The following is a 13,529-nucleotide window of genomic DNA, read 5'->3' as shown; positions in this document are numbered from 1 at the left end:
CCGGCCACAGGGGAAGGGCAGAAGCCGTGAGCGCACCAGTCACATCCGTATGGGGCCGTGCCGAGCAGCAGGACTTCCGCAGCCGGGTGCGCGGTTGTCTGCTCGGCGGCGCCGTGGGCGACGCGCTCGGCGCCGGCGTGAGCGCCCTGAGCCTGGACGAGATACGCGCGGCCCACGGCGCCGACGCCGTCACCGACCTCGTCCCCGCCTACGGAAGACGCGGCGCCGTCACCGCCGGCACCCAGCTGACGCTCTTCACGGTCGACGGCCTCATACGGGCCCAGGTGCGCCGCGACACCGGTGCCTGGCACCCGCCCACCGACATCCACCGCGCGCATCTGCGGTGGGCCGCCACCCAGCGCGACTGGGGCCCGGACGAACGGCGCGAGGACAGCGGCTGGCTCGCCCTCGAGGAGTGGCTGTACGCCCGCCGCGGCCCCTCCCGCGAGTGCCTGACCGGACTCGCCGACGCGACCATGGGGACCCTCGAACGCCCCAGGAACCCCACGGCCCGTGACTTCGGCGCCGTCACCCGCTCCGCGCCCTTCGGGCTCCTCGTCGGGTGGGACCCTCAGCTCGTCCTCCAGCTCGCCGTCGAGTGCGCCGCCCAGACCCACGGCCATCCCGCCGCGTACCTCTCGGCCGGGGCGTTCGCCGTCGTCGTGCACGGCCTGGCACGCGGCGAGAGCCTCGACGCGGCCGTCCAGCGCGCCCTCGCCCTGCTCGCCGCGCGCCCGGGGCACCAGCCCGTCACCGACGCCCTCAAGCACGCCCTCGGCGCCGTACGCCAGGGGATACCCTCCCCGGCGCGGGTCGAGTCCCTCGGCGGGGGCCGCACCGCCGAGGACGTCCTCGGCGTCGCCGTCTACTGCGCCCTCGTCGGCGAGGACGTCCGCCACGGCCTGTGCCTCGCCGTCAACCACGGCGGAGCCTCCGAGGCGACCGGCGCGCTGTGCGGCAGCCTGCTCGGCGCCCTGCACGGCGAGACCGCGCTGCCGCCGGGGTGGCTCGCCGAGCTGGAGGGGCGCGGCACGGTCCTCGAACTCGCCGACGACTTCGCGATGGAGATGACCCAGGGCCCCGCCCTGCACGGCCCCGCGGTCAGCGCCCCCGGCTGGCTGACCCGCTACCCGAGGGCCTGAGCACGTCCGTACTCCGGCCCCCGCGCCGCGCCCCGTCCCGCACCCTGCCCGCGCCATGCCCCGCCCTCAGTCGGCCGCGCCTTCGCGCGCCTTCACCTCCCCGGCCGCCGCCGGAGCCGGGACCGCCGCGCCGGCGCCCGCGGCCGGTCCGTCGCCGTCCGAGTTGATGCGCGCGAGCACCGCGTCGCGCTCGGGGGTGTCCTCCGGCTTGACGAAGCCGACCAGGACGTACAGCACCAGGGAGACCGCGAGGGGCACCGACACCTGGTACTGCGTCGCGACGCCGTCCATCCCGTAGTTCAGCAGCCAGAAGGCGAACAGCCCGCACGCCCAGGAGACCAGCGCCGCCGTCGGCCCGGACCTGCGGAACCGGGGCAGCAGCCCCAGCATGAACGGGATCGCGATCGGCCCCATCAGCCCCGCGACCCACTTGATGACGACCGTGATGATGTCCTTGAACGCCGGCGAGTTCACCTGTGTCGCGATCGCCATCGACAGGGCCAGGAACGCCACGGTCGACAGCCGCGCGGCCACCAGGCCGGCCCGCTGCGACCAGCCGCGCGCCTTCCGGGACAGGGCGGGCGCGATGTCGCGGGTGAAGACCGCCGCGATGGCGTTGGCGTCCGAGGAGCACATGGCCATGGTGTGCGAGAAGAAACCGACGATGACCAGGCCCAGCAGGCCGTGCGGGAGCAGCTGTTCGGTCATCAGGGCGTACGAGTCGGACGCGTCCGGCTTCTGCGCCTCGACCAGCAGCGGCGCGCACCACATGGGGAAGAAGAGGACCAGCGGCCACACCAGCCACAGGACGGCGGAGAGCCGGGCGGAGCGAGTGGCCTCCCGGGCGGTCGCCGTGGCCATGTAGCGCTGGGCCTGGTTCCACATGCCGCCCGAGTACTCGAAGGTCTTGATGAAGAGGTAGGCCAGCAGGAACATCAGGGTGAAGTCGCCGGTCAGCGGGTCGTTGTGGCTCTCGGGGAGCTTGTCCCACACCGTCCACAGCGAGCTGAACCCGCCGAGCTCGGCCATCACCGCGAACAGCATCGCGAGACCGGCGAAGAGCTGGATGACGAACTGCCCGAGCTCGGTGAGGGCGTCGGCCCACAACCCGCCCACGGTGCAGTAGACGCCGGTGACGACGCCGGTGATGAGGATGCCCTGGTTGAGCGAGAGGCCGGTGAAGACCGACAGGAGGGTGGCGATCGCCGCCCACTTGGCGCCCACGTCGACGATCTTCAGCAGGACGCCGGACCAGGCGAGGGCCTGCTGGGTCGAGATGTTGTAACGGGTCTTGAGGTACTCCAGCGGCGAGGCGACGTGCAGCTTCGACCTGAGCCGGTTGAGCCGGGGAGCGAACAGGCTCGACCCGATCGCGATGCCGATCGCGATGGGGAACGACCACGTCACGAAGGACGTGACGCCGTACTTGTACGCGATGCCCGCGTAGCCGGTGAACATGACCGCGCTGTAGCCGGACATGTGGTGCGAGATGCCGGAGAGCCACCACGGCATCTTTCCGCCGGCGGTGAAGAAGTCGCTGACGGTCTCCACGCGTTTGTGGGACCAGACACCGATCGCGACCATGACGCCGAAGTAGCCGATGAGCACGGCCCAGTCGAGACTGTTCATGCCCCCTCCAGGGGTCCGCCTTATGCTGCTTGCTGCGTTCAACCGAGTGAACCGGATCGTGCTTCGTCAGTACGTTCCAATGGCGGAGTCCCCGTGCGGGAGCGGGGACTTCGGGGATTGAACCGCTCGCTGCGGGGGCCGGTCAAGACTTTTACCGGTCAGGGATGTGAACGCAGGACACAAAGCAGAACGTCTTTACCTTCCCTTGAACCTCCGGACCGTTGTCGTGAAGGCGAGGGCGGCCCCACCATGGGCGGGCGCTTCGTCAGGCGCCGTACACAGAACCCGGATACGCGAACGACCGCACGGGATGCGGGTCCCGTGCGGTCGGATGAGCGGGGAGAGGGAGGGATGCGCGACTGCGCGCTTCAGCGTGCCCGGACCGGCGCGGGCGGGTACGCCGAAGCCCCCTCGGCCAGGACGGCGAACCGGTCGAGAGGGCTCATTGCGGTCGTGCTGCGCGCGTCGTGCTCCGCGCGTCGTGCTCCGCGCGGGGCCGGTCAGCCGAGGTCGAACGTCCCCTGGCCGACGCCACCCACGAACGTGCTCCAGGACCCGGGAGCGAAGGTGATCGAAGGGCCCTCGGGCACCTTCGAGTCCCGCACCGCGACGACGTGCGTGACGGGGGACTTGACCTCTACACACGCGCCGTTGCCCCCGGAGTACGAGGACTTCGTCCAGGTGTCCGTAGCGCCCTGATGGATTGCCATGTTCGCTCCGATTTTGCTGGTCGTGGAGTGAGACGCCAGCGTTCTTGCCGGCGGGAGCGACGCTACTCGCGAACGCCCCCGCCCGAAGCGGCCGTTCACTCGACCGGATGGCATATTCCATGAGGGTCTTCCGCTGCGGGACGGCCACGGTGTACCGTTCCGGTTCCTCCGGCGGGCCCCCTGGTTCAGCGGGCGTAATCCTTCGCGATGTCCGCGATGAACTGGCGCGAGGCCTCGACGTTCAGCGCCTGGGCGCGCAGATGCTCGTACATCACGCTGTACTTCTGGACGTCGTTCGCCTTCTCCAGGTAGAGGTCGCTCGTGACCCCCTCGATGTAGACCACGCTGGAGTCCGCCGCGTCGGGGAACTCCAGGATCGCGTAGTGGCCGCTGATGCCGGGGTGCGCGCCCATGTCGAACGGGAGTATCTGGACCGTCACGTGGGGGAGCTGGGACTGCTCCACCAGGTGCTCGAGCTGCTCCCGCATCAGCTGTCTGTCCCCGACGACCCGGCGCAGCGCGGCCTCGTCGATGACGGCCCACAGGCGCAGCGGCTGCTCGGCCGAGAGGATGCGCTCCTGCCGGCGCAGTCTGACGTTGACCCGCTTCTCGACGTCGTTGACCGCCGTCTCGGGCAGTGCGCCGGTGATGAGCGCCTCGGCGTACCGCGGGGTCTGGAGCAGGCCGGGGACGATCTGGGGGTCGTACACGCGCAGTGAGGCGGCGTCCGTCTCCAGGCCGATGTAGACGCTGTACGGGATGTCGCCGAAGGCGTGCCACCAGCCCTGCTGGCGGGAGTCCTTGGCCATCTGCATCAGCGAGTCGACGATCCGGTGGTCCTCGACCTCGTACACCCCGCACAGGTCGCGCACGTCGCGCTGGCTGATGGAGCGGCGGCCGTTCTCGAGGCGGCTGATCTTCGACTGGGAGACCAGCAGGCGCTCCGCGACCTCCTCGGCCGTCATGCCCTTGAGCTCGCGGAGCCGGCGGAGCTCCTGGCCCAATCGGCGTCGCCTGACGGTGGGATTGACGTTGGACGCCACGGGAACTGCACCTCCGGCTGAGTGCGTCGTGCGTATGTACGGCTGTACCGCTTGCACGCTCTACTGCTCAGCAGACTGCCACCATTGTTCGCCGCCGCGCTGGAAAACGACCACACGCGGTACCGGCGCGAGTGCGCGGGGTGGCGGTCCGGTCCGGTCCAGGAAGGTCTGGACGGCCGGCCCACCACCCCGCGCGCTTCGGTGCGGCTCCCGAACCGGGTCCCGGGGACGGCGGTGCGGTATCGGCGCTGGTCCTGCGGATGTTGCCCGGGCGGTGCTGGTACTGCGGCCCGGCTCAGTGCGCCGCGAGGCGCGTCATGCCGTCGCGGTGCGACTGCGCCTGCGGCGGAGATTGCGATTGCATCGGTACGGACGGCTGCGGCCGGCCTCCCGCTGCGGGTGTCCGGCGGGGCTGTGCGGCCACACCGTTCTGGACGTCCATCACGGCGTGCGCCACGAGACCGCCCATGGGGTCGTGCCTGATCAGATCCCGGAGGCGGGAGCGTGATGAGCGCCCCTCGTTGCCGGGGTAGAGATGCTTGCCGAGCCCCACTGCGTGAGCGAGCGCGGCGAGCGCCGCGGTCCGCGGGTCCGGCGGTACGCCGGTGCGGATCGCGTTGTCCAGCCGGGTCCTGATCTCCCGGCAGATCACCGATTCCGTCGCCTGGTAGCGAGTCGTCGGCAGCACCCCGCACATCTGCCCCGCCACGGCATGCACCATGCCGCACCGTTCCAGATGCGAGAGATACGTCTGGCGGAGCCCCAGCCGGGGCCCGCCTATCCAGTGGACCGCCCGGACCGGGCTGCCGCGCCTGCGCAGCAGTTCCAGTGCGGAGTCCAGTGTCGGATCTCCTGTCGGCCGTGCCATCACCACGGCGATACGATCCCCGTCTGGGGCTATCCGTCCTGCCAGAGCCAGCTCTACTAGCTGTGCCCCGGCCAGGCCGAGGTCGAGCGACTGCGGCTGCGCTGTGGTACCCGTTGCCGGGTCCAGAGCGAGCAGCAGAAGCTCCTCCGGAAGTGTTCTGCGGCTCCTGCCCATCCATGCCTCCCCGCGTGGATGAGTGACAGGGTGACCCCTCTCACATTCATCTGTCGAGAGCGCCTGGGCGCTTTGCGAGGGAACCGGCAGGTATGTCGTTCTCGTCTAGCGAGGAAGTCCGGGTCTCAGACAGGACACTGGTACATGGTTCGGACATCGGACAGCGGGCGTATGCGCAAGCGCGTATGAAGGAGGCATCGGTGGCGGGCGAGTCCCCCGACAAGTCGGAGCAGCGGAAGTCGTCCGGGGGGACGGCCCCGGGTGAACGCGATCCGCGGCTCGCCGTTCTCCGGGAACCGGCCGGTTCGGCCGAACCGGCCGCGGAGCCGGAGCCGGAAGGCCGCGTCCGCGTGGACCAGCCGACGGCGGTCTTCAAGATGCCCACGAAAACGGAACCGGAGGAGCCGCAGGCTCCCGAGGAGGCCGGGGAAGTCTCCGCGGAGGCCGAGGAGACCCCCGGGAAGGGCCCGGGCGAGGCCCTGGAGGCGCCGGAGAGCGCGCCGGACGCGCCGGGCGCCCCTGAGGGGCCGGGCGCCCCGCCGGGCGCGCCGGAAGGCGACGCACGCCTTCGGGCGGCGGTGGCGGCGTGGGTGGCGACCGGGGACCCGGGCGACCGGGACCCGTCGGGTGCGGCTCCGGCCGCCGACGGGGACGCGGCTGAGGGCAAGGACGAGGGCAAGGACAAGACTGAGGCAGGAGCCGAGGCTCGGGACGGAGCCGAGGCCGAGGTCGAGGTCGAGGCCGGGGCCGGGGTTCACGACGCCGAGGCTGTCGAAGCAGAAGAAGCAGAAGAAGCAGAAGAAGCGGGAAAGGCCGAAAAGGCGGAGGAAGCGGTTGCGGCACCCGACGCCGACGAGCCGTCGGCGGAAGGGGACGCACCGGTCGGGGCCGACGGCGACGGGCCCACGGCGGACTCCCCCGAATCCGGCAAGTCCGATACGCCAGTAAAGCCTGATGAGGCAGGTGCATCCGAACCGGTCGAGCGGGACCGGGCACCCGAGGGGGCCAAGGGCGGCTCCGACGGCGGGGTGGACCAGGCGACGGCGGTGTTCAAGGCCGTGCGGCCGCGCCAGGCCGTGGACCAGCCGACCACCGCGCTGAAGACCGTGAGCAGGCCCGAGTCCGCCACCGAGCGCACCAGCCAGTTCGTGCCGCTGAAGCCGGACACCGTCCGGCCGCCGGCCGGAAAGCCGCGCAGCGCCCCGGCCGCGCCGGCTGCCTCCGCCGCCTCCGCCGCGCCTGCCGCGTCCACCGCACCCGCCCCCCTCCCGGAGGCCGAGCGCACCCGGCAGCAGCCGTTGCCGCCCCGGCCGCCGCTCGATCTGCTCGCCGAGCTGACGAACACCCCGCCACCGCCGGAGACCCCGGTCAGGACCGCCGTGCGGCGGGTCAAGATCTGGACCCCGCTGCTCCTGCTCGTAGTGATCGTCTTTGCGACTGTGCAGGCCGTGCGCCCGCTTCCCGCGCCCGCCCTGGTGCTCTCCGCGGAGCCCACGTACACCTTCGGGGGCGGGAGGATCGACATGCCGTGGCCGGCCGAGGGGCAGGGCGCGGTCGAGGTCGAGGGCGTCGGGACCATCGGCACGTACGGCAGGACGAAGGTCGCACCGATCGCGAGCATGGCGAAGGTGATGACCGCGTACGTGATCCTCAAGAACCACCCGATCACCGGTGACCAGGTGGGCGAGAAGATCGAGGTCGACAAGCGGGCGGCCGACGAGGCCGCCCTCGTGAACGAGTCGAAGGTCCCGGTCAAGGAGGGGCAGAAGTACACGCAGCGCGAGATGCTGATGATGCTCATGATCCCGTCGGGGAACAACGCGGCGCGGCTGCTCGCCCGCTGGGACGCCTCGACCGAGGATGCCTTCGTCGACAAGATGAACGCGGCCGCCAAGGACCTCGGCATGACGAATTCGACGTACACGGACCCGAGCGGTCTCAAGGCCTCGACCGTGTCCACGCCCGCCGATCAGCTCAAGCTGGCCAAGGCGGTCATGCAGAACGACGTCTTCCGCGAGGTCGTGAACATGCCGCAGGCCGACATCCCGACCCTCGGCGAGACCATCTACAACAACAACCACATCCTGCTGGAGCCCGGCGTGAGCGGGATCAAGACCGGCTCCTCGACCCCGGCCGGCGGCAACCTGGTCTGGACGGCCGACACGATCGTCGACGGCAAGAGCCGGCGGATCATCGGTGTGGTGATGGGCGCCGACGCGGGCGGCACGCTGGACGAGAAGCTGGAGCGGGCGCGGCAGAACAGCCTCAAGCTGATCCAGGCGGCCCAGAAGGGTGTCGAGTCCGCCACCGTCGTCAAGAAGGGCGACGTCGTCGGTTACGTCGATGACGGGCTCGGCGGCAGGACCCCCGTGGTCTCCACCAAGGACCTCAAGCCGGTCGGGTGGGGCGGCCTTCGGGTGGAGCTCGACCTCGGCGACGGCGGCGAGCCGGTTCCGCACTCGGCGAAGGCGGGCACGGTGGTCGGCGAGGTGACGGTCGGCACCGGCACCGGAAAGGTCACGGCTCCCGTCGCGCTTCGGGGCGAACTGACGGAGCCGGCTTTCGGCGACAAGCTGACCCGCGTCGGCTGACGCCCGGGCGTTGAGCGAAGTGCTGCCGCCGGTCGCGGGAACCGGCGGCAGTGCCACGTGCGCTCCGTGTTAGCGTCCGGGCAACTGCGGGACGCGGGAACGGCGTCCTTGTACACGTCGGGGGGTTTGTCGGTACCCGGGGAAGACGGGGAGAGCAGTAATGACCACCGCTGGGCCCACGCGCGCCAAGGGCGCGGACGAGGGCGAGGACAACAGCAGCTCCGGCACCCGGAGCGGCACACGGGGCAGTACGCCGAGCGGCACACCGGACGGCGCGGCGCCACGTCGCACACCCGTGGCCACGCCCCGGCGCACCGGCCCCGGACCCGCCTCCCCCGCCCGGGACGGCGGCCGCCTCCGCCACGTCCTCCGGCACCCCGTGACGGTCGCGACGGCCGCCGCGGCGGCGGCCCACGTCGTCTGGTTCTTCTTCTTCGCGAACAGCGGCGGCGACCTCGCCGCGCAGGACGCCTGGGCCGAGTTCGTCGGCCGCCACCCCGACTCCGCGTACAACCTCGCCTGGTACGGCGGGATGCACCCCGTCTCGTACAGCGTGGTCTCGCCGTACCTGATGTCGGTCCTCGGCGTCCGTACGACGATGATGATCGTCGGCACCGCGTCGGCCGCCCTGACCGCGCTGATCCTGGTCCGCGTCAAGGCGGTCCGCAATCCCCTGTGGTGCTCGCTCGCCGGGGTCTTCGCCTTCCTCTGCAACGCCCTGTCGGGGCGCGTCACCTTCGGCCTCGGCATGATGTTCGCGCTCGGCGCGGTCGCCGCGGTGTTCTGCTGGCCGCGCCGCTGGGCCGCGAACCGGTGGGCGAAGGCGGCCGTCGCCGCGCCGCTGGCCGGCCTCGCGACGGCGAGCAGCCCGGTCGCGGGCCTGTTCCTCGGCGTCGTCGCGGCGGCGCTGTTCCTGAACAAGCGGCGCCCCGGCGCCTACGCGCTCGGCCTCGCGCCGGTCCTCGTCGTCGCCGTGTCCTCCTGGCTGTTCCCGTTCTCCGGTACGCAGCCGATGTCCTTCGGGACGGCTTCGCTGCCGTTCCTGTGCGGCGTACTGGTCCTCGTGCTCGTCCCCGAGGACTGGAAGACGGTGCGGACGGGAGCCGCCGTCTACTCCGTCGGGGTGCTCCTGACCTGGCTGATCGACTCGCAGATCGGCAGCAACGTGTCCCGTCTGGCGATGGTGTTCGGGGGTGTCGTCCTGCTGGCGGCGCTGCCGTTCACCGCGCCCCGGACCGTCAAGTGGTACGCCGTCGTGGTCGCCTTCCTCGGCTTCCACGCCTGGATCGGCGTCAAGAGCGTCGACGACATCGTCCGTACCGCCCCGACGGCGTCGTGGGCGCGTGAACTGGCGCCGCTGGTCAACCAGTTGCAGGAGGTCGGCGCGGAGAAGGGCCGGGTCGAGGTGGTCCCGGCCAGCAGCCACCGGGAAGCCTCGGCGCTCGCCCCGTACGTCAATCTCGCGCGCGGCTGGAACCGGCAGGCCGACATGGAGCGCAACCCCCTCTTCTACGACGACACGCTCCGCTCCGACACCTACCGGGAGTGGCTGTACCGCTGGGCCGTGCACTACGTCGTACTGCCCACGGGCGATCCGGACCCGAGCGGAGCCACCCAGGAGTACGAGCTCGTGCGCTCCGGCCTGCCCTACCTGGAGCAGGTCTGGGGCGACGCCAACTGGCGGCTCTTCCGGGTCGACGACCCGACGCCGCTGGCCGACCCGCCCGCGACGGTGGACCGCGCGGGCGCGGGCGAGCTGACGATCCGGGTGAAGAGCGCGGGCCGGGTGCTGATCCGCATCCCGTACTCGCCGTGGCTGGGCCTGGTCGACGCCGAGGGCGAGCGCGTCGAACCGCCGGCCGAGACCCCGGAGTCGAAGGCCCGGGGGGAGGCGGCGGACCGGACGTTCACCAACCCCAACGGCTGCCTGATGAAGGCGGACGAGGACGCGGCGGGAGACGAGTGGACGCAACTGCTCGCCCCCGCGCCCGGCGTGTACCGGCTGGCGGCCCCCTACGGTCTGACGCGGGGCACGGCCTGCCCGGAAGAGCTGCGCTGAGCGCGGGAAGAGCTGCGCCGGGCGCCGGAGATGCTGCGCCGGGTGCCGCCGGAAGGGCTGCGCCGGGCGTCGAGCGGGATCGTCCCTAGAAGCGCTTCGCGCTGCGCAGCGTGCTCGCGTAGTAGCCGTTGCCGTCCAGGCGTGACGTGCCGCCCTTGTCGCCGATGGTCGGCCCGTTGACCTCTTCGCGGCTCGACACGAAGATCTTGTGCCCGTCGGTGTCGTGGCCCATGAAGATGCCGACGTGGTCGAGCCGGTCCTTGGTGCGCTCGTCGAGCTTGAAGAAGACCAGGTCGCCCGGTTGCAGTACGTCGATGGACTTCGGCCGGGACTCGGCGCCCACCCCCTTCAGCTCGATGACGTCCGAGCCCAGCTTGGAGCGCGCCATGCCGTTGGCGGTGCGCGGCAGGCCGTCGCCGAGTTTGTCGGTGGCCATCAGCGGGAAACGGCCCCGGTAGCCCAGGACGGTACGGATGAAGCCCGAGCAGTCCATGGAACGGGCGCGCATCGCCTCGGGCTGCATCGTGGTGCCGTTGCGGAAGGTGTACGGGATGCCGAGGTAGTCGTAGAAGTCGGACTCCTCCAGGCGGTAGTCGTTGCCCGGGGTGCCTTCGGGGTTGATCGGGCCGAAGTCGGCGTCACCGGCGTACGAGATGCCCTCGGAGTCCTTCTTCACGGGGGCCTGGTCGACGTACTGGAAGGCGATCGCGAAGAGGTCGTCCTCCTTGCTGCCGAAGAACTCCTTGAACCAGTCCTTGAACCACTGCTCCTTCTCGGCGCCCTTGTGCCACGGCTCCGGCATCAGCCGCACCCAGTCCTCGGTGACGACCCGGGACTTGGTGGTCGTGGGCTCGGTGAAGGTGCGGCTGGGGCCGGTGAGCGTGGCGGTGCGGGCGTCGTCGGTGAAGGTGGCCAGGACCGCGCCGGCCTCTCCGCGCAGGACCGTGCGCGCGGGGCTCTGCAGCCGTTCCCAGCTCTGCTTGCCCGACGACGTCAGGCCCGCGCCCGACGACTTCAGCGCCGGGGTGTCGGTGACCGCCTGGATGGCGGGGGCCTTGGCCTGCTCCTCCTTGCGGAGCTCCACGGTGAGGTACGCGCTGCCGGCGAGCAGCGCGATCACGGTGGCGGCGTGCAGCACCCGACGGGGGCCGCGCTTGGTCTTGGCACTCATGAGGTTCAGCTCCGAAGGGGGCGAGGGCGGCGGTCAGACGGACGGCAGCGCGCCGAGGAGGATTCCGGCGGTGAGGACGACGTACGCCATGAGCGTCACCGAACCGGTGGCGAGCAGGGTCGCGCCCTTGGGCTGGCGGACGAGCTGGTAGGCGATCAGGCCGGGAACGATGAAGCCGAGGGTCTGATTGGTGTACATCAGCGGGAATTCCATCGACAGGATGATCATCAAGGTGCCCTGGAAGAGGACACCGGTGAGGACGACGGTGGAGAACAGCCGCTTTCCGTAGAGGATGACGACGCGCTGGACACCGAGGGTGGCGACGTACGTCAGGACGGTGACGCCGACGACCATGGCCGCGCGCTGGAGGTCCTCGACGAGCGTCAGGGCCAGCCAGCCCGGGGTGATCATGCCACCGGGGGAGAGGTTGGTCGTCAGGTAGCAGACCAGCGAGAACATCAGGCCCAGCGCGATGCCGATCGCGGCGATCTCAGGCGTGAGTACGGACGGGATCAACGGGGTTCTCCTGGGTTCTGCTGCTGGGCCTCAGTCACCGGCCGGACCGGCTCGAACATGCCGCGCTGGGGTTGTGGCCGCGGTGCGGTGGGTGGTGCGGACTGGTACAGGGCGGACTGCTGCGGCTCGGACGGATGCGGCCCGTCCGAGGGGTACTGGTCCGGCCGGTACTGCTCGGGCCGGTACTGCTCCGGCTCGGACCGGTACTGCTCCGGCGGATACGGCTCCGACGCGTACTGCTCGGACTGGTACGGGACAGGCGGCAGCTGCTGCTGCTGATAGCGCGCCTCGTACGCCTCCGGATAGGGCTGATAGGGGTCGATGTACGGCTGGTACTGCTGGAGGGCCAGCGTCTCGTCGTCCCGGACCGGGTGCTGCTGCGCGGGCGCCTGAGCGGCGGCGGGCGCACCGGCGGACCTGTCGGCGGCAGGATCGGCCGGCGTCTCGTCCGCCGGGAGCTCGGCGAGGTGCTCCAGGAGCACCTCGCCCTGCCCGTGGATGTTGCCGATCGCGACCAGCGACGAATCCGGGCCGAGCTCACCGAGCAGCCGGCCCATGAAGTCGTCCGCCGCGCGCCGGTCACCACCGAGGTCGACCGCCCGGTCGCGCCACTCCGCGGGGATCGCGTCGATGGCGCTCTTCGCCGGGTGGCCGATCACGAAGACCTTGTCCGGCTGGAGGTCCGGGATGATCGCGCCCATCTGGCCGTTGCGCTCGACCCGGTCGGGCCGGCAGTTGATGACCACGTTCAGCGGCCGGCTGATGGCGTCGAGGTCCAGCAGCTGGTTGATGTTCATCAGCGTCGACTCGGGGTCGTTCGCCGCGAAGACGTTCGCGAACCGCAGCCGCTTGCCGTCGGGGGTGGTGTACCGCTCGACGGAGAGGACACCCGGGTCCGGCGGCGCGTCGTACATGCCCCTGAGCGCCGTCTCGCGCTCCACGCCCAGCAGTTCGGCGACGGTCAGCGCGATCGCGACGTTCTCCTTGAAGGTGAACCAGCTGAAGCCGCGCAGCTCCTCGTCGGAGACCGTCTCCGGGTCGGCGTAGACCAGCTTGCAGTCACGCGCGTCCGCCTCCTCCTGGAGGATGTGGAAGCGGTCCTGCTCGGCCGTGACGCAGATGCCGCCCTCCGGCATGGAGCGCGACAGCGAGCGCGCCACGTCGTCGAGGGTGGGGCCCATCTCGGCCAGGTGGTCCTCACGGACGTTGCACAGCACGCCGATGGTGGACCGGATCAGCTTGGACTGGTTGATCTCCTGGAGGGCCGGCATGACGGCCATGCACTCGATGACCAGGGCGTCCGGGTTGTACGCCGCGGCGCGCCGCACGATGCCGATCTGCTCCACCACGTTCGCGATCCCGAACTTGCGATAGACGGGCTCCTCGGTGGCGTCCGGGTGGATGAACCGGGCCGCGGTGCCGGTGGTCTTGGCGACGGTGACGAGGTCACCGCCGCGCAGGGCGCCCGCGCACAGGCGGGTGATGGAGCTCTTGCCGCGGATGCCGTTGACCAGCACCCGGGACGGTATGCGCTCCAGGTTGATGAAGTGGCGCCGCTGCTCGACGATGCCGGCGACCAGCAGGACGCCGCAGCACACCAGCAGGACGGTGTAGAGGAAGAGCACG

10 protein-coding genes are annotated in these 13,529 nt (G+C 70.9%); 3 read left to right on the top strand and 7 right to left on the bottom strand.

What is annotated here, in order from left to right; all coding sequences use genetic code 11:
- Positions 1 to 26: 26 nt before the first annotated feature.
- Positions 27 to 1,142, top strand: coding sequence for an ADP-ribosylglycohydrolase family protein (locus tag ABD374_RS19505; protein WP_344496833.1), 1,116 nt, complete (start codon positions 27 to 29; stop codon positions 1,140 to 1,142).
- Positions 1,143 to 1,208: 66 nt separating this feature from the next.
- Here ABD374_RS19505 and ABD374_RS19500 read toward each other — a convergent pair whose 3' ends face one another.
- The 4 genes from ABD374_RS19500 to ABD374_RS19485 form a co-directional block, all read right to left on the bottom strand.
- Complete coding sequence (locus tag ABD374_RS19500; protein WP_344496832.1) at positions 1,209 to 2,771, bottom strand: sodium:solute symporter family protein; 1,563 nt, start codon at positions 2,769 to 2,771, stop codon at positions 1,209 to 1,211.
- Between the two features lie 500 nt (positions 2,772 to 3,271).
- Positions 3,272 to 3,481, bottom strand: coding sequence for a DUF397 domain-containing protein (locus ABD374_RS19495; RefSeq protein ID WP_344496831.1), 210 nt, complete (start codon positions 3,479 to 3,481; stop codon positions 3,272 to 3,274).
- A gap of 185 nt (positions 3,482 to 3,666) precedes the next feature.
- On the bottom strand, positions 3,667 to 4,524 hold the full coding sequence (locus ABD374_RS19490) for a helix-turn-helix domain-containing protein (protein ID WP_344496830.1): 858 nt from the start codon (positions 4,522 to 4,524) through the stop codon (positions 3,667 to 3,669).
- A 295-nt stretch (positions 4,525 to 4,819) separates the two neighbouring features.
- Complete coding sequence (locus tag ABD374_RS19485) at positions 4,820 to 5,566, bottom strand: GOLPH3/VPS74 family protein (protein ID WP_344496829.1); 747 nt, start codon at positions 5,564 to 5,566, stop codon at positions 4,820 to 4,822.
- 185 nt (positions 5,567 to 5,751) lie between these two features.
- Here ABD374_RS19485 and ABD374_RS19480 point away from each other — a divergent pair, with 185 nt between their 5' ends.
- Both ABD374_RS19480 and ABD374_RS19475 read left to right on the top strand, forming a co-directional pair.
- Complete coding sequence (locus ABD374_RS19480) at positions 5,752 to 8,157, top strand: D-alanyl-D-alanine carboxypeptidase (RefSeq protein ID WP_344496828.1); 2,406 nt, start codon at positions 5,752 to 5,754, stop codon at positions 8,155 to 8,157.
- A 160-nt stretch (positions 8,158 to 8,317) separates the two neighbouring features.
- Positions 8,318 to 10,216 (top strand): MFS transporter, encoded by a 1,899-nt coding sequence (locus tag ABD374_RS19475; RefSeq protein WP_344496827.1) that lies wholly within the window; start codon positions 8,318 to 8,320, stop codon positions 10,214 to 10,216.
- Positions 10,217 to 10,301: 85 nt separating this feature from the next.
- Here the strand turns inward: ABD374_RS19475 and ABD374_RS19470 are convergent, their stop codons facing one another.
- From ABD374_RS19470 to pgsB, 3 genes are read right to left on the bottom strand one after another with little or no spacing between them, the layout of a single operon-like run.
- Positions 10,302 to 11,387, bottom strand: coding sequence for a C40 family peptidase (locus ABD374_RS19470; RefSeq protein ID WP_344496826.1), 1,086 nt, complete (start codon positions 11,385 to 11,387; stop codon positions 10,302 to 10,304).
- Between the two features lie 33 nt (positions 11,388 to 11,420).
- Positions 11,421 to 11,903: a poly-gamma-glutamate biosynthesis protein PgsC/CapC gene (locus ABD374_RS19465; RefSeq protein ID WP_344496825.1), complete on the bottom strand. Its 483-nt coding sequence runs from the start codon at positions 11,901 to 11,903 to the stop codon at positions 11,421 to 11,423.
- Positions 11,900 to 13,528 (bottom strand): poly-gamma-glutamate synthase PgsB, encoded by a 1,629-nt coding sequence (gene pgsB / locus ABD374_RS19460; RefSeq protein WP_344496824.1) that lies wholly within the window; start codon positions 13,526 to 13,528, stop codon positions 11,900 to 11,902. Before pgsB ends, ABD374_RS19465 begins: the two co-directional genes overlap by 4 nt.
- Between the last annotated feature and the right edge of the window lies 1 nt (position 13,529).

The organism is Streptomyces enissocaesilis (assembly GCF_039533765.1).
GTDB classification, from domain to species: Bacteria; Actinomycetota; Actinomycetes; order Streptomycetales; family Streptomycetaceae; genus Streptomyces; species Streptomyces enissocaesilis.
The sequence above is the reverse complement of the archived record's forward strand: the minus strand, read 5'-3'. Positions and strand labels throughout refer to the sequence as shown.